Consider the following 21,046-nt stretch of genomic DNA (forward strand, 5'->3'; position numbering starts at 1 on the left):
TTGTACTTCTACGTTGCTTTTTAAATGGAAGCATTCTTCCCTGCTTCAATTTCTAATGACTCTTCATGCCACCAAAGTGTTTCTTCAGGGTCTTCTTTAGCGATTTGGTGTGCTTCTTTTTTCGTTTCTACTGTAGGATATGAACCTTTTAGCGCACGCCCTGAAGTTGTAACGAATAGTACACTAAATACAACTAATCCAATAATACTTACACCTGCTAAATAAAATGCCGGTGCGAGCGGGTTACCAGTTGCATGAACTAAGTATGAACATACAAGCGGTGTTGTTCCACCGAATATCGATACAGAAATATTAAATGAGATCGAAAGTGCTCGATAACGTACATCAGTGAAAAAGAGTGATGGTAATAATGAAGGTAATGTTCCTTCATATACACTTAAGAAGAAACCTAGTACGAAAATACCTGCAAATATAGCTGCAATATGTCCGTTACCTATTAGTAAAAATGCTGGAATTGCAAATACAGTTAAACCAAGTAAACCAATTTGCACAACGCGTTTATTACCAATTTTATCACTTAATTTACCGAAATATAGTGCTAGTGGAATCATAAGTGCCATCGTAATAGAAATAATTAATAAGCCTGTTGTTTCTTCGACTTTAAGTACTTGAGTTAGATAAGAAGGAATATACGAAAGAATCATATAATTTGTAATATTAAAGAAGGCGACAATTACTGTGCTTAATAAGAAGTCTTTTTTGTGATATTTAATAATATCCATGAATGAAAATTGTTCATTGTCTTCAGATTCCTCTTGTGCTTTTTCCATCTCTTCAAAGATTGGAGATTCATCTAGATGACGGCGTAAGTATAAACCGACCAAACCAATTGGTGCAGCTATTAAGAACGGAATACGCCATCCCCAGCTGAGCATTTGCTCATCTGTTAACAATAACGTCAAAATGGTAACAATTACCGATGCAGCAATGTAACCTGAGAGTGTTCCAATTTCAAGACCACTACCGAGTATACCACGCTTTTTATCTGGAGAAGATTCTGCGATATAAACCATTGCTCCTGAATATTCGCCGCCTGTAGAGAAGCCTTGAATCATTCGGGCAACTAAAAGTAGTATTGGTGCCCATACACCAATTTGTTCATAGGTTGGTAGTAATGCGATGAATAATGTAGAAAGTGCCATTAAAATAATAGTAGTACTTAACACGATTTTTCGGCCGTACTTATCTCCTATTCTACCAAAGAATACACCTCCGATTGGTCGAACGAGAAAGGCTGCTGCAAATGTACCGAATGTAAGTACAAGTTGCAATCCACTATTATCAACACCAGAGAAGAATAATTGACTTAAAATTACCGCTAAATACGCGTATAATCCGAAGTCAAACCACTCCATTGCGTTCCCTATACCAGTAGCAATTACTGCTTTCCTGGCTTGTTTAGGATTAACAATATTAACGTCTTGAGGTTCAAAATTTAAATCATTATTTTGTTGCATATAATAAAACAGCTCCTTATTTAATTTAACTTCTTTAAGCACACCTTCTCTTATTGAATAAAATTAATTCGAAGCACTTAAGGAAAAGCAACGTCTCCTTATCTGTTATTATTATTTCACATAATTAATTATTTGTCCAATTAAATGCTCTTTTTATATAAAATTAAACCCTGTTTAACTTGTTATAGAATGACGTTCAGCTTATATAACACATACCTTTACACTACAAATGAAATTTTAATTTATTTATATCTATACGTTTCTGTAATTGCTTCCTTTAACCTAGAAATTAGTAACTTTTACTAAAGATTTGCATATATTTAAAAAGTGAACTCATTAGCTCGAATTTTGTCTTATTACATTCAACTATAGTATTATTATAGATTTAAAGGAGGCTATTTTATGTTGGAAATAATGCTTTTACTTGCTACTGTTTCTTTTCTCTTCATTATTTCTGGATTTTTCATTACCTTAAAACAATATAAAGAAATAAAAAATATAAAGACTATATTAACTACAAAAAAAGAAAATGAGAAAACTACATCCAAAAACTCAATCCCTATGCAATTAGACCTGAGCGTTCTCAATAATTTACTCGCGTCTGGAATAAATAAAGGTTCCAATTCAAGTAATGAAAATTCTAAGTCTGATAAAACTAAATAGTCGTTACGTATATAATAAAATATATATCTCCTATTTTATCTAACCTTATTAATAACTACCTCTGATTCAAAAGGAGACTACTTATGTGTAAAAATCCGATTTCTATTATTATTCGTATACAGCATAACATAAAAGTTTTACCTGAAATTTTGAAAGCCTGTGAACAACTACAGCCTTTAGAAATTATCCTTACTATTAACGGATGTATCGATGATTCCATTGATATTGCACAATCTTACAATTGTAAAATTATCACACTAGAAGAACCGACAGAATCAAATAATTGTTATGTAATTGGTGCAAAAAAAGCAAAGGGTAAGTACCTCTTATTTTTAGATGCAAATTACATTATCCAATCTTCCTTACTTACACAATTTCTTCAACCATTACTAGACGAATCAGCTGACATAGTATTAAACAATTTAAATGACTTTTTTTATCAAAAGCAAAAGCCAACTATAGAAATGATTTGGCAGCAAGTTACGAATCATTTTTTTCATCGTCCAGATTTACATGTTAACTCACTATTATTTCCTCCCTATGCAATAACAAAAGAGATTCTTGATGCAATTACTCCAGAAAGTTTATTAAATCCGATATTGGCACAAATGAAAATTATTAAAAATAAATTTCGCATTAGCAATCATTTTAAAATTTCTATACCGCAAATTCCCTCCTTCCCCTCAAAACAACTCATTCGTTATCACCTAGAAGCAATTGAAAATTGGGTAAATATATTACAAAATTCAAGAGGAAACTATACTGATAATAATCGAAGGCGGGATATTATTTTAGAACTTCAAAACGGCGAACAAAGAGCTATATCCAAAATAATTACAGGTAAAGAGTTTTATTCAAATACTTATGGAAATAAACAATTATCCATCATTATCCCTGTTCAAAATGAAGAAAAAACGATAGAATCTATCATTTTTGAGGTGCAGAAATTAAAACCTTTAGAAATCATCATTATTGTTAATGGATCAACAGATAAAACAGAGGAATTGGCGAAGAATTGCGGTGCAACAGTTATTACTTACAAAGAAGCACTCGGCATTGATACCGGACGTGCCGTTGGTGCATATTTTGCAAAAGGTGATATATTATTATTTATTGATGGTGATTTCTTAATTCCTAGTTCTGATTTATTACCATTTATACAATCTGTTCAAAATGGAACCGATTTAGCTTTAAATAAATTAGAGCACTACTACATGTATCGTGTTCCTTATACTATCGTAACTGCATGTAAGCATGTTGTTAATTTAGCATGTAATCGAAAAGATTTAGGTATGGGCTCCACAACTGCTGTCCCTCATGCTTTTAGTCGAAAATGCATTGATACAATTGGGTTTGATTCTCTTCTTTCACCAACCTTAAGTCAAGTTAAAACAATTTTAGCAGGATTGCATGTACAAAATGTTCATTCTATCGACGTTGACAAGATAAATCGAGTTCGACCAGAAAAACACTTCTCGCAGGAAGGCTACCTTTCATTAGCAACGCAACAAATCATTGGTGATCATATAGAAGCAATTTCTTACCTCATCGAACAAAAAAGAAACACTGAATGCTTTTAATTGTATATTCTTACCACCAAATAATATATGAATTCATTTTAAATATATAGCAAAATAAAAAAGATGGTTGTAACCATCTTTTTTATTTTTACATTAGATCAAAAGAAAAGTAGCAGGCAGGCTTTTCATTTCTGTATCTTTCTTAAGAAGTTTGAAAATAGAGGCTTGTTAATGAAGAGTCAACACTTAAATCATCTTTTAGTGCAATTGAGAAACATGCAACTAATGGTAAAGTAATAACAATTGATCCACTAGGACTAATTACAATAGTAGGACTTGTCCCACATGTGCCTCCACAATCGACTACTGCATCAATTCCACTACCAGGGGTAATTGTAATTTTAAGACACACATCTAAACAAACATTATTCGTAGTACATGCCATAACTCTCCCTCCTTTCTTTTAACAATATATGCAGTTAATTAAATTCGGACACGACTCTCTTACTAAGTCTTATAAATTAGATGTTATTTTATTATTAACTGCATAGAAAATTAACGTTTTATTAAACTATCTAAATCAACTAAAAAACTCAAATCATCCTTTACTGAAATAGAAACACATGCAATAAACGGTATTACATTAAAATTAGATAAACATTCATCATTGCACCTTACGAATATTTCTGCCCCACCATTTGGATTGACTTTAGTTTCTAAAGAAATATGAAAACAACTTTTATTGATGCAAGACAAGATATTCCCTCCTTTCTTATATCTAATATCAATTTATCCAAAAATAAAAATACCGTTACAACTTTATTTACTCTTTACCTTCCATACTTAAAATAAAAAAGATAAAAGCTTCTTCATATATATAAAGAAGCCTTTACCTTTTAGTTACTTGTTCATTTACTATCAGTCAGTGAAACATGCTCTTCACTTGTACCTGAGCTAAAAATAATAAAAATTTTTGATTTTAGTTTCATTGCAATACTAAATATCGTCAAGTTGCATAAATGAAATGTTTAAGTTACTCATTCAATAGACAAATTTACCTTTTAAAATAAATCTTTAAAATCCTTATTCTTCAATAAATATGAAAGTCCTTCTAAATGATCCCCAGTAATTCTCAATACAGCTGGTGGATGTCCTATCGTCGCAAAATGCTCTTGTGGCCGAATACGATTTGGTTTCATTACATCTACAAAATGGACACATTCGACTTTATACCCTTCTAATATTGCCTTTACTTGTGCAACACACGCTGTGTGAAGAGTGTCCCAGCCAATTCCCTCTAAACATTTTCTACTAATAGCATGGGGAACAGCAATTGTAGATCCTACCCCTAAATCTTTACGGTTACAAGCAATATTCAACATATATTTATATAAACTTACAATATATAGAGGAAATCTAAGATTTAAATTTAAATCATTTAAAACCATATCAACACCATCCGCAACAGCTTGTGTTAACGGATGAAGATCTTTTGCTGGAATAGCAAAATCAGCATCAATAAAGAGAAGTATATCTCCTGTCGCTTCTTGTGCACCAATTGCCCGTCCTACATCATGCCCTAATCTTTCTTTATAAACAATTACTGTTGCCCCTGATTGCTTAGCAATTGCTTCTGTTTGATCTGTTGACCCATTAATGACAACAATTATTTCTTTCGGTTCAATTTTTCTTGCCTCAAGAATAACTTCTTTAATCGTTGATTCTTCATTTTGTGCTGGTATAATAATTGATAACTGTTTTCCATTATAAATAGAGGAATTCATTCCCCATCCTTTATGGAAACGTGAATAATTCTTTTGTTTTTTTAACTGCTCTATAATTTCTCTTTTTCTTCCTCCATCTGTATAATTACCTCTATCATCTTTTCGTTGTAACCAACTCTCCAAAGCTTTTATATTTTCTTTAATCTCATATACTTCTAATTTAGTTAATCCATTTTTATAGAAAGAGGTTTTGTTTGCAGGCATATTATTCAAGGAGGTGTTAGTGATGGCTGACGAGGATTGTAGTCGCCACCCTTTCTCAATAAGAGTTACTTGGGACAGAATAGGGTTCTGCAAGATATCATATCCAATGTCTTCAATTGCTTTTTTAGTAATAGCATATGGCATAGATAACATCGAATCATATTTTAAATCCATACGCCCCAATACATCGTTTACTATTTTTCTATACACCATAGCAATGCTTGGCCATTCTACTCTCATCTTTTCAAAACAAACCGAGTCTATATTATTTAAAATTACATCCTGTTCCTTTTTTAGTAGCGGTTCTATAAATCGTTCTAATTCTACCGAAAAAATAACATCTTCTCCATTTAAAAATAAGACTACATCACCATTGGCGACTTTTGCCCCATGAACTGGTGCTTTCCATTTACTTTTCTCCTCAATCACAACAACGTTACTTTCAACAAATGTTGGTATAGATTGTATCGCACTCATTCTATCATCAGCTACAATAATAATTTCTAGTGGTTTTATATGCTGCACTTTATTTAAAATTTGATTCAATTTTGATTTTTCTTCTCCTAAAACTATAACAACTGATAGGTCCACTTCTTTTTGTTCTTCTTTTACAGTCTGATTAGGTTTTACTTTTTTTATATATTCAATTGTTTCACTCTTCCCTACAGCTGCATGCCCTGCTTTTTTATCAAAATATAAGTCAATTATAATTTGATTTACTTCCGTGTCTTTATCAAGTTGCTCTAATTCGGAAATAAATGGTAGCAAATGATTTTGCACATCAAATTCACACGCGAAATTTTGCAAAAAATAAATATTCGGTACATATTTAATGTGATTAAAAAATTTCACAACATTAATTCTTTCACCAAATTTCTCTTCAACTTCTTCTCTTGATAAATTTGGATAAGACAAATCGAAAACTAGATTTATTGGTACAGGTATCCATTTTAATAAATTTGTTTGAGGATTATTAATGAAAGCTGTGGAGCCCTTAACGAATCCAGCTAAAATTAAAGACATAAATCCTCCCCCAGAACTGCCATAAAACAACACATTTTTCGAATCAACTTTTAACTTTACAAATACTATTTCTAAAATATTTGCTATATCTTGTAAATAAAATCTATTTAACTCTCCCTGTCCCCAACCTAAAGATAATTTTCCAAGATATAACGTAGGGTCATTATAATATATAACAGTATCTTCAAATTCATCCATCCAAGAATGTCGATGAAAAATAGGTGGACCAATTGGCTGTTCTTGAAACCCACCTGCTCCGGATCCAAAAACAATAGTGTTAGAAGCATCGGGCTTAATACGAATTAAAAATTCATACGTTACTTTATCCCAATCAACCTTGAGTATAAATGGTTCTGTAATTTGAAAATCCATTTGCCATAATTGTTCATATGAAATGTTAATTATTTTATACTGGTCTAACAGTTTAATCACCCTTTCCATCCATTTCAAGTTGTTCTATCAAGTAAGAGAGAGCTTCAACGTGATCACCAATGATTCTTAATACTGCCGGAGGATGCCCATTGTGACTTACATTCTCCATTAAACGAATTCTATTCGGTTTTACAACATCAACGTAATGTACACATTCTACTCTATACCCTTGTAATATTGCTTTTACTTGTGCAAGACTAGGGCATAGTAAGCTTTCCCAGCCTATTGCATCTAAACATGATCTACTCATAGCATGTGGAATTGCTACTAATGAGCCATTGCTTAATTCTGGACGATTATATGCTAAATTAAGCATATATTTTACGACGTCTACAACATAAAACGGAGGGTGTAACATCGGATTCAAATCATTTAATGCTATGTCTACACCAGCTGAAACTGCTTTTGTAAAATGATGCAAATTACTTCCTGAAACACTAAAATCACCATCAATAAATAAAAGAATATCTCCTGTAGCTTCAAGCGCTCCAATAGCACGTCCAACATTATGACCAAGTCGTTCGTTATATTCAATAATAGTAACACCAAGTCTTTTAGCAATATTAGCCGTTTGATCTGTCGAACCATTTACAACGACGATGATTTCTAGTGGTTCTATTTTTCTCGCCTCAAGTATTACTTGTTCTATAGTCTCTTCTTCATTTTGTACTGGTATAATGACAGAAAGTTGCTTCCCATCATAAATTGAAGAATGCATTCCCCACCCTTGATGATAGGAAGGGTATCGCTTACATTCACCTAGTTTTTGAACAATATCTCTTCTTTTTCCTGCATCAGTAAACCCTACTCTTCTTCCTTTTTTCTCTATCCATTTAGCTATACCGCGTAAATATCTTTCTACTTTCTCTTTTTCATTTTTGGATAACTCTTTTTTTATTAAATATCCTCCTTCCTCTATAGTCTCATCTTTAGATAACGTATTGATTGCATATTGATCGTTAATCCGCCACCCTTGATTCACAATCTTCATATGAGATAGAACGATATCTTCCATATAATTAAAGCCGATATTTTCCACTACTTCCTTCGTAAGCGCATATGGTAACGAAAGTATTGAATTGCTTTTTAAATCTGGTCGACTTAAAATTTCATTTAACATTTTTCTCCATACAATATCCATATTTGGACATTTACCTATTTCTATCAATTTATCTATTTTATTTAAAACTACATCGGCTTGATTTGTAACAATTGGCTCAATAAATCTCTGCATTTCATTTGTGGATAACGAAAAATTGCCATCTAAAAATAATAAAACTTCTCCTTTTGCTGCCTTTATACAAGCTCCATATCCATCATAATGCTTATTATATTTGTCCATAAAAACAATATGACATTTATGTTTCTTTGCTATTTCATACAAATTACTTCTATCGTTAGGAACTAAAATTATAATTTCAAGAGGATTTAGCTTCCATATAGATTGAATTGACTCTTCTAATATTTGCTCTCTTTCACTGTACAAAATAATAACCGTTAACGATTTCATTACACGCCCCCTTTACACATCATGTGACATAAAATATTAAGTATTACCATTTCCTATGAATTTGCTACTTTATTAACATATTCAAAAGTGAATTATACTGTGTGAAAACAAACGTCTATTTTTAAAAATATAATTCTGCACTTACCTCCTTTCTCTTATCATTGTTTGTTACAACTCTCACCATAAAAAACAAAAAAAGTCCTAATTTCTTTAGGACTTTTTTAAATAAATTTATCAATATTATTAATTTTATATACTACCTTTTTCCATGTTATACCGCGATCTTTTGTAGTAAATATTTCTTTTTTATTACACGCCCAACCTTTACGCCGATTAAAAAAATGCAAACAAAATACATTTTTTAACAATGGATTACTTGATACTTTAATCCATTTTGCTCCTTTTTTTATTATTTGATACACACTTCCATTTTCACTATTTATAACCCAGCCATAATAGGAACTTAAAAACGAAACAGCCACTTTACTAGTATTTATTGTTTTATTTGAAATATGCCACGAATTCCCCTTATCAAATGAGTAATTCATTAAAAATACATCATCATTCTTTTTAGTTGGTATTACTAATAAGTTATTTTTATAGATTGCTTTATAAGCCATAGCAGTCCCATTATTAATTCCTTCAAGACTTGGAATATCTTTTATAGGATGCCAACTTTCCCCACCATTTATTGTTTTAAATACCGTTGATGTTTCATAATGTTTTTGTAATGAAATAAACCCAATTAGATCGTTTATAAATGTTATCCCTGAAATACTATCACTAATACTTATATTTTTTATTACTTTCCAAACTTTCCCTTTCGTTTTCAAATAGTATAAATTATGTTCAAATTTATTTGATGCAAGCTTTCTAGATAATACAATCCATATACTATCCATATTCGTAGCATGCAATTGTACTTGAACATCAGTCGATTTCTCCCAATCTTCTTCAACCGGTAAAATAAACTCACTCCACCTTTCTCCTCTATTAACTGTATAAAATATAGCTGGCAATAAATCGTCATTCTTTTTTGTTAAACCATATGCCCAAGAGCTTCGAGCGTTTATCGGATACCCAAATAATACAATTGAATTAAGAGGATTGACAACATCCCATTCTACTCCTCTATTTTGAGTATATAAGATAGCCTGCTTTTTATTTGTATATTGAATACTAGCCCAACCATATTTATCCGTTCTCATTTGTAAAGAAGTAAATTGAATATCATTATTTTCCAATATATCACCTCATTCTTATTATTTATATATTCGTATGCTATTATTTTCAAAACGTTCTATCATTAGTTATTTAAACCACCCGCTTTATCTACTATCTTTATACTTACTTTCCCTTTTCTTCACCACTCAAATATAACGAAATTCCTTCTATTTTTCCGTTATCATATACAAACGACTGTATTTTACAAAATTCAACTATAAAAAATGCACCCCAATTGTAAACTATCCCCAACAATTAGAGTGCACTTTATATAAAATATAGCTTTAATTTTTAAGCACTTACTACAGCAGCAACTTTATCTAAACAAATAATAAACTGATTCATAAATGCGTCAATTTCCTCTTTCGTAATAATATACGGCGGAAGTAATCGAATAATATTCCCTTTTGTTACATCGACTAACATTCCTTTATTCATTAGCTCAACCTGTAATTTCTTCACATTTTCATTCGTATCATTCAGACTAATTCCAAACATCATGCCAGCATGACGCACTTCCTGTATATAATAAGAATTTTCTTTCTGAATGTCTTGCAGTTTGTCATTCAAATATAGTGACGTTTCATAAGCTTCTTGCATTAACCCATCATCAAGTAATGTATTTAATACCGTTAAACCTAAAGCTGTTCCCATTGATGAATGAGCAAACGTTGTCCCGTGATCTCCTGGTGAAAATACATCACATAACTTTTCACCTACAATAATCCCTCCTAGCGGTATCCCACCTCCTGCTCCTTTACCAATTTGAATAATGTCCGGTGTGATATTAAAATTTTGATAAGCAAATAGTTTTCCCGTTCGACCCATACCACTTTGAACTTCATCAACGACAAGAAGTACATTATATTTTTCACATAAATTTTGAACACCATGCAAATATTTACTTGATAAAGGATAAATTCCCCCACTGCCTAAAACAGGCTCTAGCATAATCGCAATTGGTTTTTCTTTAATAATGGTCTCCTCTAATTGGTCTATATTCTCACGCTCTACTTCGTATACAGGAATAGATGTTTTAGGGAAATTTTGATATACCTTTTCTTGTCTCGTAAAATGTAGTGCCCCTAACGTCCTCCCGTGAAAACTATCTTTTAACACAACTACTCCGTCACGCTCTTCATTCGCAATAGATCTATATTTATCAATTAATTTTAATGTCGTTTCTGTCGCTTCCGTACCAGAGTTTGTAAAAAAGACTTTTCCGCTTTTTAAAGTACACTCTACTAATTTCTTTGCATACTCAATTGCAACTGGGTTTAAGAAATGAAACGGTAAATGCAACGATTTCACAACTTGCTCCATTGTCGTTTGTACAATTTTAGGATGATTGTATCCTAGTACATTTACTCCTACGCCAGAAAATAAATCTAAATACTCTTTACCATCTACATCATATAGTTTACATCCTTCTCCTCTTTCCATTGCAACCTCTGTCCGACAATATGTAGACATCATATATTCTTTATCTAATTGAAACCAATCCGACATGTTAAATTCCTCCTAGTTATTTTTCCTTTTTTAACGTTTATTCTCTATATAATCGTTTATAAATTAAGTTTTAAGATTGAAATTTTAATAGTGGTTTTCTTCCACATTTTTTATTAAAACGTGTGCTTTCTCTTCCCGATATTCATTTTTCCATAATTTCTTCTATTTCAACAGGTCCACTACATATGTGTTTTTTTCATCTAGCGGTATGTTACTGCTTTGAACTTTGTATGTCATACATAATCGAGACTATAAAATCATATTTAGTAACAATCGACGAAAAAATTTGGAGGCTATATCGATGAATGAAAAATATGATAAACATAGGAAAGAATTATTAGAAGAAGACTTTAATAAACATCGAGAACTTACTGAACCAGCTAAATTTCACTCTCAAACAGTTGGTTCACGTGGACCTGTACTAGAGCAAGATAGTGTACTGCATGAGTCATTACAACAATTTATTCATGAAAAAATTTTAGAAAGACCTGTTCATGTAAAAGGATTTGGTGCGTTCGGTTATTTTCAAACGATATATTCGATGTCTGAACATACTAAATTAAGTTTTTTACAAAATTCTAATGAGAAAGTTCCTGTTATGGTTCGATTTTCGTTAGCTGTTAGTACGAAAGGAACACCGGATACTGCTAGAAATGTACGCGGTTTTTCCACAAAATTTTATTCAAAAGAAGGCATTTTTGACCTTTTATGTAATCACATTCCTGTTTTTTCTGTCCGTGATCCAATGCGTTTCCCTGAAACGATTCAAGCATTATTGCCTTCACCTAAAAATAACTTAATAGACCCTAATAGATTTTGGAGTTTTGTCGCTAAAGCACCTGAATCTATTCATTTTGTTGTCCGTTTATACTCTAATAATGGTACGGCCAAAAGTCTTCGCCACATTCCAGGACATAGTGTTAATACATATGTATGGAGAAATGCGGAAGGTAATCGAAAGTATGTAAAGTATCATTGGTACCCGTTTGAAGGTGTACAGTACATTACTAGTAAAGAAGCAATTAAACTAGCTGCCGAAAATCCTGATTATAGCGGGAAAGATTTATATGATGCAATTGAAAATGGTAAACCAGTGGAGTATGGTTTATACGTCCAGCTCATGGATCCGAAAGATGAAGCGCATCTTTCTTATGATCCTTTAGATGACACAAAAGTATGGGATGAACAGACGTATCCTCTCATACCAGTCGGGAAAATGGTATTAAATAAAAATCCTGAAAATTTTATGGAACAAGTAGAAAAGGTCGCATTCTCTCCTTCTAATTTACTGGATGGTGCAGAACTATCAGATGATAAAATGCTGCAAGGGCGCGCTAACATTTACAGTGATTCACAAAGAAGAAGAATTGGTCCAGAATTTCGCAAATTAACGATTAACCAGCAGCAAGATTGGACACCTGCTAATCAAATTACAACCGGTGAAGGAAGGTACGTTGAAGGTAAACTTGAAAGAACTTCTATAATGAAACAGGATGACTTTACGCAGGCTGGTGAATTTTATACGAAGTTACAGCCAATAGAAAAAGAACATCTCGCTGAAAACTTAGCTAGTGATTTGAAAGTTATATCCGATGATATTAGGGAGATCGTTTTGGGGTATTTCAATCAAGTATCAACTGATTTGAAAACAAGCATTGAGACAAAAATGAAAGAGCATTAAGAAGATTAAAACATGCTTTACGAATGAGAATTCAAATCTATATTAATTATTTTCTTGTCAAAATCCAATGAGGTTATTTAATTTGAAAATATAAAGCCAACATATCCCTGTTCTATAATTAGAACAGGGATATGTTGGCTTAGTTTAATGTTTAACATTACATACTTTATTTCGCTAAAAAATGCGATAAGTAGCCTTTCAAAACAAACTATAGTAAACTATTTTACTTGTACCGTATAATTCCCTGTTCCACCACCATACTTATATACACTTAAGTAATATTTCCCTGGCTTTGCATTATAATTTCCAAGCAATTTGTTTCCATCACGTTTTGTTGCATAAGCTACATAATTATTTAAATCTGATTCAGAATATAATACCCAGTTCAGTCCAAGATTTTGTTCGTTCGTAACAGAAATTTGTAAATCTTTTTGATCCTTTACATCAATAACAAATTTATCCCCCTGATCTTGATCGCTCAAGGTTCCTCTTAACAAAATATTCAAAGATAGTGGGTTTGCTGTTTCAAATGAATTATTTGGTTCTTTTTCTACAGCCGTACCTTCTTCCGTATTCACTCCGCTAAACACAACATCATATTCAAATTGCCCAGCATTATTTACACGGTAATTTACAAAATAAGCAGTCAATGTTTTATATCCAGTCCACTCTTTTCCTGAAAGACGTTTCAACATATCATTTGTTGCTTCATTCATCACTTTCCAGTCCTCAACTTCTCCTTTAGCCACACTTCCTGTATATGTTCCCTGTAGTGTAAATGTATTAAAGAATTGTGATTTATTCTTTGTTACTTTCACATCTTTTAATTTCGCTTCATTCGTAATATCTGAAGTAACGTCCGAAAGCGATTTTGGATCATGTTGAGTTAAATATTCATCTGATACTTGTGGAATCGTATACTTATCGCGATTATCAATAAGCATTTGCATATAAGATTGATATTCTTCATTTAACTTATTATCTTTGCTTAATGTAGCACGGTATGCATCGTAACTTGAAACATCATTTGCGCGAATTAAATCATGTACTTTATCGAACATTTCTGGGCGCTTATTATACATATATGATTGCAGCGCAAACGAATAATTATAAAAATCCCACGTTCCATATTTCGCATTTAACGTTTGTGATGCTGTATAACGTTTTGCAGGATCGTTAGATAACCCGCCAATTATACTTTTTCGCGGTACTACACTATCTAATCGAGTTGCACCTGCAAAGAACTCTGCATTCCCTTCTTCAAACCATGTTAAACGTTCATTTTGATACATTTCCCCTTGGCCCCATAATCCCTGAACTTCGTACCTTCCCTGTAAGTAGTGCGTAAATTCATGGCGGAACAATTCTTCCAGACTATAAATACTTTGCTCTGGTGTACGTTCATATGTAAAGAAAGTTCCTGTCCCTTCAATATAAATCCCACCATTATTCGTTTCATATCCGTACAGTTGACGATTAAATTGATACTCATCTGGGCTATTATAAATAACCATCGTTAACACATCATCAGCATGTCCACTTTCAAGTGGTTTATCGCTACCAACTGTACGATAAAATTGAGAACGCACCTCTTTTGCCGCCCAGTATAGACGTTTAATTTTCTCTTCGCTAACTTTATCCCCAGCTTTAAAGACAATTGCTCCATCATCAAACGTATACGTTTTCGGTAAATATTTCTTTTTACCTTCTTCTCGAATTTGATCTAAATTTACAGTTTTTCCATTCGCATCTATTCCTCCATAATTTGTAGTAATTTGTTCTGCCGCAACAAAGTATTGCTCTCCTAAATATGGGTAAATTCGCATTGCATCTGTAACAACTTGTTGTCCTTTTGTCGGCGTGCTATGAAGCTTGCCCAATCGGCCAGCATAATAAATTCCATTATTAATTAACCATCCGTTTTTATTTGTTACTGTACCAAGTAGTGCAAAACGATTTACTTCATTAATAAAGTTATCGATATTCCGAAACCACATCGTATCTTTTGGCTCTTTTCCAGTCGTGTACATATCCGTCTGAATATCAAAGTCAATTCCCTTCATCAACTCATATATAGCGTCTCCTTTTGTTCGGTCTTCAATGAAAGTTGCAAGATTATCGTTATATTGTTTAAAAATTTCACCTGCATATAAAACCGTTTCAACATCTGCTGATGCATTTCCAATTAATTTTCCATATGATGCAATTATTTTATTTTGTTCTGATGTACCAAGTTTGAAATTTGGATTTTTTGCAATTGTTTTTAAAGCTGGTAAACACTTATCATGGTAGCTACGCTCATTTAGTTTGCTTAATTCATCATGGTAAAAACCTAAATAAAATGCTGCACGTAGAGCTTCTACTAATGTTTCAATCCCTTTTGAATCATCTTTCGTATAAGCTTGTCCTTGTTCTGCTAGTTTATTAATAATTGCTTGCATTCGGCTATCATCTTGATAGAATTTAAGACTATCACTATTAAACTGAAATAATTCCGGAATTTGATACCATTTAATTGTCACAAGAAGATCAGTTAATTGTTTATTATTTAATTGATTTAACTCAGCCATTGAATACTTTTTTTCTTCAGCTAACGGTTTAATATTATCGGTTGGTGCTAGTGGGCGCTGTGATAAATCCGCTAATTTTAACCGTTTTGTAAAAGATGCATTTTCTTGTACTTTTGAAGGGTGCGCCAATTCATCAACAGATTTCTGTATTCCTACCGGCTCCATTTGTAATACGTTCTTCACATTTTGCTCTTTTGTCTCTGCTTGAATTTGCAAACCATTACATGTTATTGTCACTAATCCAACACCAAGAATCCACTTAGAAATTTTCGAATATTTAACCATCCCATTGCCCCCTAATAACTTAAAAGAAAATTCAGAATTTTAAATTCAAAAAAACCACTTATTTGTATGTATTTACAGTTCCGCTATAAATACAACTATGATTAATAATGCAATAGTAGCTTGTTTTATACTATTACGAGTACAGATTCCTTACATACAATCTCCCTTCCTTACATGTAATACAAGCAAAAACCGTGCCAATCATATTTCTTATGAATAGCCAACATTCTTTTATAAATACTGTAGAATAAAATATACATAGGTGGTTCGGTAATGTATAAATCATTTGACACAAAATCTAATGTTTATGAAGAACAAATTCATTGAATATTATAAGTTCATTAGCCAGTAAATAATCCCCAATTATTAAATCTCTCAAAAAAAGGTAAACAAACATATTCCATAAAGCTAATATGTTCGTTTACCTTTTTCTATTTCACATCAACAGCAAAATATCGTTGAATAAAAACAGTATGAATAAGTATTTTGTTATTCATTTCTCTTTTTCATATAATCTTTTTCACATTGCAACAGCTTGAATTTCACTTTTTTCCCTTTCTTCTTTTTCGTTTTTATAACGAGCCATTCCCCTTTTTCAACGTCTAGTTTTAGGCGTTTCATTACATTGATATTATCTTTTTCTTTATAAAGTAAAAATGCTTCTTGTGCCCTCACAAATAAGCTGGGCTGTTCGCTAAATCCACCACTATCATAAATTTTAGTTAGCGAATTATAATAAGAATCATTTTCCTTTCCACCATACATCAAATGAGCAGCCTCCAGATCTCTTTTACTTACTTCCCAAAAACTATGTTCATCAATATTTAAATTAAATGTGGATTTAATGTCCTGTATTATATTCTTCACATGCTTTTCATCTCTAACTTTTCTTTCTTCGAGACAATCCGAAGATAATTCTGGTGCATCTGATTGGGAATGTACAACGTGTTGTATCGATACACACAGAATAAATACGCTTAAAATGTAAAATATTTTTTTCATATTTACATATCACCTCAAATGATTTAGATACTATATCATTTGAGGCTTACAATATTCTTATGCTAATAATGAGAAAGATCCTATAAAATTTTTATAGGATCTTTCCTTTTAATATTGCTTTATCAAATTCACGGGCGGGGCAACTACCTTACTACTTTTCACATCATATAATCCTATAGGTGTTACTCGTATAAAAGGCAAGTGCGTCGCAGAAAAGAATAAAATTGTAAATGCTGGATCATCATGCGCGTAGCCACGCTCTTGTAGTAATTTCACCATCTGTTTCTCTTCCTGTATTAATTCTCTCATTTTTAAATTAGACATAATCCCGAGCAATGGTAATGCTATTTCGTGTAACACTTCATTGTTTTCTGCTATGACCATTCCACCACCGAGCTCTTTTACTCTACGAAAAGCTGTGAGCATATCTTCTTTTCTTTTTCCGATAAGAATGATGTCACCTGTACCAGAATAAGAGCTAGCAAGCCCACCTAGTTCTTTCGCAAAACCTTTCACAGCTATATTCACTTGCCAACTGCCATCACGAGCAATCATCATAAAGAAACATTCATCATGATCTGTGGACAATTCATCACAGTCTATATTAATTTCACTAGTGTATGGTTTTGTAATAACGTTGTTTAATAAGTGTATCCCCGTTTTATTAGAGAAAATCATATCCTCTTTTTCTATTGACCAATCTAATAATAATGGAGTTACTTTATGTTTACTCCAGTCTATATGTAATGCTTCATGTGTATTTACACCGTCACGCTTCACCCATTTCCCCTTTGCAAGGACACTGATTGGTACTGGGTTTTCTTTACTTTCTAAAATATTGATATTAGCAATTCTACCTGTCGCAATCGAACCATGTACATGTTCCATATTATAATAGCGAGCAATATTATAACTTGCCATATCGTATGCATCTATTACTGGCACGCCTTGTTTTATCGCGGTAGAAATCATAACGTTTGTCATTCCATTCTCATAAAACGAAGGATGTGAGCCGTCTGTTGTAAAAAAGAATCTATCAAACTGCTTTACGCCTAGTTCCAACAATTCTTTCAGTAAAACTTCTAAATCTGGGCGGATTGAAGAATTTCTTAGGGAAACAGTGTAACCTTGCATAAGACGAGTGAAAACTTCCTGCCCTGTCATCGCTTCATGATCACAATCTGTACCTAACAGTTTTAACTTCGCTAAAGTCGTTTCAGATGCACCCGGAAAATGTCCTTCTACTTTCTTTTGCAATCGCTTCGTTTCCTGCACCCAAGTTAACATTTCATCATCGCCATGTAATAGTTTTGGCCATGCTGTTAGCTCGCCGCCTTGAAGAACCGCTTCATGCTGCAGCCACTCTATTATTTCTTCACGATTAAACAAAGATTCTCCGTTTTGCAATTCAGTCTGTCCATCAAAACGGCACCACCAATACATACTTGCTGGAATCTTATTGAATTCATCTAATAAACGAAATGCTTCTTCACGCTTTAATGTGAAAAATAAAGTTAAATTATCATTAATAAAAGTTGTTGTCCCAAACTGCATCGCATGATTCGCTAGCGTCTCTGGGTTATACAACTGATACGGATGTGCATGTGGTTCTATGTAACCGGGTACGACATACTTTCCTTCGCAATCAACAACTTCACACTCCGTTAATTGCTCTGGCAGCTGCTCCCCTACGTATACAATTCGATCATTATATATCCAAATGTTCGCTGTCATCCACTCGCGCATATAAGAATTTAAATATGTTGCATTCTTTAATAATATGTGTGTGCTTCTCTTACCATCTAGTACTTCAACATGTTCTCGTAATTGTTTATTACTCCATTTATAATGATTTTTCCCCATTGTATTCAACTCCAAATCAACTCATAATTATTTTGATTAAAACGAGTAATATTTAACTAACTAAAGTATTTTCCATTCATAACTCCCCTATTGGTGCCCCTATATCCTTCATTATATGTAAAAATTTAAAAAATAACAATTTTCAGAACTATATACATACCTCTTTTATCCAAAATAAAAAGAATGTCATGTAACTGACATCCTTTTTTATTTTGTCGTAAGCATTAAGATTGATTTTCACTTTGGAATACACTTGATGTCATATCATAAATGCAACTACTGTCCATAGTTGCGAACTTAAAAAAGCACCTCTTTTAAATACAACTATAACAAAATTCTATTCATTTTCTTTTCATCTATTTATTAAATTCAATTTGCATCATTTTATTTAACTGCGGAACAATATCGACCCCACCTATTGAGTTAAGACTGATAGCTAATGTATGTTTGCCTCCAATTACTCCCCCAGCAAAAGTTGCAAATCCAGGAATTCCTCCTCCATGCCCCCAAACTGAAACACCGTTTGGAAGTTTAGTCTCATAGATTCCAAGACCGTATGCGTCACCAACCCCTTTGCCTTCTATAGGAACTGTAGTAAGCATTTCTTTTAGCTCGCGTTCCTTCAGTAACTTACCACCAAGTAAAGATGAAAAGAACTTATTTAAGTCATCCGCATTAGAAATCATATCTCCAGCTGCATTAGCTAAACTCGGATTATAATACGTAATATCTTTGAACTCGCCTGTTCCTTCCATTTTCACATATCCACGAGCATGATTCTTTCCTGGGATGACGGGTGAATTTCCTGGTAAAAACGTATTTGATAGATCCAAAGGTTCAATAATTCGCTTTTCGATTTCTTCCGCATAACTATTTCCAGTTATTTTTTCAATAAGCATTCCTAGTATTACGTATCCTGTGTTTGAATACAACCAATCTTTACCCGGCGAGAAATCTGGAGGCAGCGAAAGGCCTATTTTCACTATTTCTTCTGCTGTATACGTTTTTTTCGAATTCATTATGTCCGCGTCTTTTGACTTTAAGTATTCAGCGATACCACTCGTATGATTCAAAAGTTGTCGTATCGTAATTTGATTACCATCATACCCATTTCCTTGCACGAGACCCGGTAGCCACTTTTCAATTGGATCGTCAAGTTGTAAGCGATTTTCTCCTACTAATTGAAGCACAGTCGTCGCAGTAAACGTCTTCGTCACACTACCAATCCGAAAGCGATAATCCGAATTCACCGGTTTCTTTGTACTTAAGTCCGCCACGCCAGCAGTAAAACTACTAGTTTTTCCGTTGTTAGACGCCTTAGCTAATATTCCTACAGCACCAAGCTGTACTGTTTCCTGCATTACTTGTTTCCAGCCATTACGATTCTTTTGATCATGTACTTGTGACGAACTAGAAATATTTTGAGTTGACTCTGCAGTCACAGTAAAACCAGGTGTGAATAGAACAGTACCCGCTAATAAAACTGCAAAACTTGCTAACTTAATTGAATTACATTTTTTCATAAGGCTTTCTCTCCTCCATTAATATCGGATTGATTCAAGCTATACTTTCATCCTATATGATAAATCTCTCTTTTTTCTTATCCATTCCTTACGAAATACTTACGTTTAAATTTAAATACGGTAAACTGAGGAAGAGTTATGCATGCAAATAAAAAGAGAACATGTTTTCATTTTTTATGTAAACATGTTCTCTTAAACATTTAAAATTCTATATCAACTTTTCATCCTATTCTTTACACAACTAATTTATATTCCTTTTTACCAGCCCGCACTAGCATTCATACCATTTCCAATAATAGAAAGTAATAGCGGCCATAATACTGGTCCTAGTGTAAGAAATATATTTAGAAGTATGAGCATTCTATATCCAACGGTGAAATTGTGATTTTTACGATTAACAAATACTAAACTGATTAATGATATTATAGTTGTTAAAAATAATACTAACATTAGCAACCAATACCACACCATTAAACTAAGACTCCACGGTGTTAATAGCTCATGTATGATACAAAATGAGATTCCTAATACAGCAAAACTAAAACTAGTCACCGATGTTTTTATAAGCCATTTATTTATTTTTTTATCGTATGTATTTTTACAATATAAATCTATTAAAGTATATAAAGATAAATATGCCATTAATACACCTATCCAAGACAATAACCAGTCTCCGTCTCCTTTGAATAATACGTACAGTAACCAACACATACCTACTGCTGAAAAAACAAAGGAAATAAGTATGCTTTTTAATACCGATTTCATTACATTTTCA

At 32.7% G+C, this 21,046-nt stretch carries 15 protein-coding genes; 3 read left to right on the forward strand and 12 right to left on the reverse strand.

Features of this window, described 5'->3' with window-relative positions; translation table 11 throughout:
* Nucleotides 1-20: 20 nt before the first annotated feature.
* Nucleotides 21-1,478, reverse strand: coding sequence for an MFS transporter (locus ACTL4X_RS14840; RefSeq protein WP_001186926.1), 1,458 nt, complete (start codon nucleotides 1,476-1,478; stop codon nucleotides 21-23).
* 402 nt (nucleotides 1,479-1,880) lie between these two features.
* Between ACTL4X_RS14840 and ACTL4X_RS14845 the strand changes: the two genes are divergently transcribed.
* The gene (locus ACTL4X_RS14845; protein WP_000890039.1) at nucleotides 1,881-2,141 is read left to right on the forward strand and encodes a hypothetical protein; all 261 of its coding nucleotides are present in this window, start codon (nucleotides 1,881-1,883) and stop codon (nucleotides 2,139-2,141) included.
* An 83-nt stretch (nucleotides 2,142-2,224) separates the two neighbouring features.
* Nucleotides 2,225-3,721 (forward strand): glycosyltransferase family 2 protein, encoded by a 1,497-nt coding sequence (locus ACTL4X_RS14850; RefSeq protein ID WP_000335246.1) that lies wholly within the window; start codon nucleotides 2,225-2,227, stop codon nucleotides 3,719-3,721.
* A 142-nt stretch (nucleotides 3,722-3,863) separates the two neighbouring features.
* Here the strand turns inward: ACTL4X_RS14850 and ACTL4X_RS14855 are convergent, their stop codons facing one another.
* The 6 genes from ACTL4X_RS14855 to ACTL4X_RS14880 all read right to left on the reverse strand — a co-directional run bounded on the left by ACTL4X_RS14855 (nucleotide 3,864) and on the right by ACTL4X_RS14880 (nucleotide 11,347).
* Entirely contained in the window at nucleotides 3,864-4,106 is a 243-nt protein-coding gene (locus tag ACTL4X_RS14855) for a hypothetical protein (protein WP_000752474.1), read from the reverse strand.
* Nucleotides 4,107-4,216: 110 nt separating this feature from the next.
* Nucleotides 4,217-4,417 (reverse strand): hypothetical protein, encoded by a 201-nt coding sequence (locus tag ACTL4X_RS14860; protein ID WP_001277646.1) that lies wholly within the window; start codon nucleotides 4,415-4,417, stop codon nucleotides 4,217-4,219.
* Nucleotides 4,418-4,722: 305 nt separating this feature from the next.
* Entirely contained in the window at nucleotides 4,723-7,044 is a 2,322-nt protein-coding gene (locus ACTL4X_RS14865; protein ID WP_127064234.1) for a glycosyltransferase, read from the reverse strand.
* Between the two features lie 52 nt (nucleotides 7,045-7,096).
* On the reverse strand, nucleotides 7,097-8,614 hold the full coding sequence (locus ACTL4X_RS14870; RefSeq protein ID WP_000839308.1) for a glycosyltransferase family 2 protein: 1,518 nt from the start codon (nucleotides 8,612-8,614) through the stop codon (nucleotides 7,097-7,099).
* Nucleotides 8,615-8,835: 221 nt separating this feature from the next.
* Nucleotides 8,836-9,858, reverse strand: a complete 1,023-nt coding sequence (locus tag ACTL4X_RS14875) for a hypothetical protein (protein ID WP_000429610.1) — start codon at nucleotides 9,856-9,858, stop codon at nucleotides 8,836-8,838.
* A 271-nt stretch (nucleotides 9,859-10,129) separates the two neighbouring features.
* Nucleotides 10,130-11,347, reverse strand: a complete 1,218-nt coding sequence (locus ACTL4X_RS14880) for an aspartate aminotransferase family protein (RefSeq protein ID WP_001286473.1) — start codon at nucleotides 11,345-11,347, stop codon at nucleotides 10,130-10,132.
* 301 nt (nucleotides 11,348-11,648) lie between these two features.
* On the opposite strand from ACTL4X_RS14880, the gene ACTL4X_RS14885 reads away from it, so the two are divergent.
* Nucleotides 11,649-13,028, forward strand: coding sequence for a catalase (locus ACTL4X_RS14885; RefSeq protein WP_001003610.1), 1,380 nt, complete (start codon nucleotides 11,649-11,651; stop codon nucleotides 13,026-13,028).
* Nucleotides 13,029-13,246: 218 nt separating this feature from the next.
* Here ACTL4X_RS14885 and colA read toward each other — a convergent pair whose 3' ends face one another.
* The 5 genes from colA to ACTL4X_RS14910 all read right to left on the reverse strand — a co-directional run bounded on the left by colA (nucleotide 13,247) and on the right by ACTL4X_RS14910 (nucleotide 21,036).
* A complete protein-coding gene (gene colA, locus ACTL4X_RS14890) occupies nucleotides 13,247-15,883 on the reverse strand; it encodes a collagenase ColA (protein ID WP_000241891.1) in 2,637 nt (878 codons plus the stop codon).
* 489 nt (nucleotides 15,884-16,372) lie between these two features.
* Entirely contained in the window at nucleotides 16,373-16,885 is a 513-nt protein-coding gene (locus ACTL4X_RS14895; RefSeq protein WP_000719372.1) for a hypothetical protein, read from the reverse strand.
* A gap of 108 nt (nucleotides 16,886-16,993) precedes the next feature.
* Entirely contained in the window at nucleotides 16,994-18,748 is a 1,755-nt protein-coding gene (locus tag ACTL4X_RS14900; RefSeq protein ID WP_000517625.1) for an adenine deaminase, read from the reverse strand.
* 356 nt (nucleotides 18,749-19,104) lie between these two features.
* Nucleotides 19,105-20,271 (reverse strand): serine hydrolase domain-containing protein, encoded by a 1,167-nt coding sequence (locus ACTL4X_RS14905; protein ID WP_000710640.1) that lies wholly within the window; start codon nucleotides 20,269-20,271, stop codon nucleotides 19,105-19,107.
* A gap of 258 nt (nucleotides 20,272-20,529) precedes the next feature.
* Entirely contained in the window at nucleotides 20,530-21,036 is a 507-nt protein-coding gene (locus tag ACTL4X_RS14910; protein ID WP_000843838.1) for a DUF3902 family protein, read from the reverse strand.
* Nucleotides 21,037-21,046 lie beyond the last annotated feature (10 nt).

The sequence above is a fragment of the Bacillus sp. RE35 genome (genome assembly GCF_052146655.1).
GTDB classification, from domain to species: Bacteria; Bacillota; Bacilli; order Bacillales; family Bacillaceae_G; genus Bacillus_A; species Bacillus_A cereus.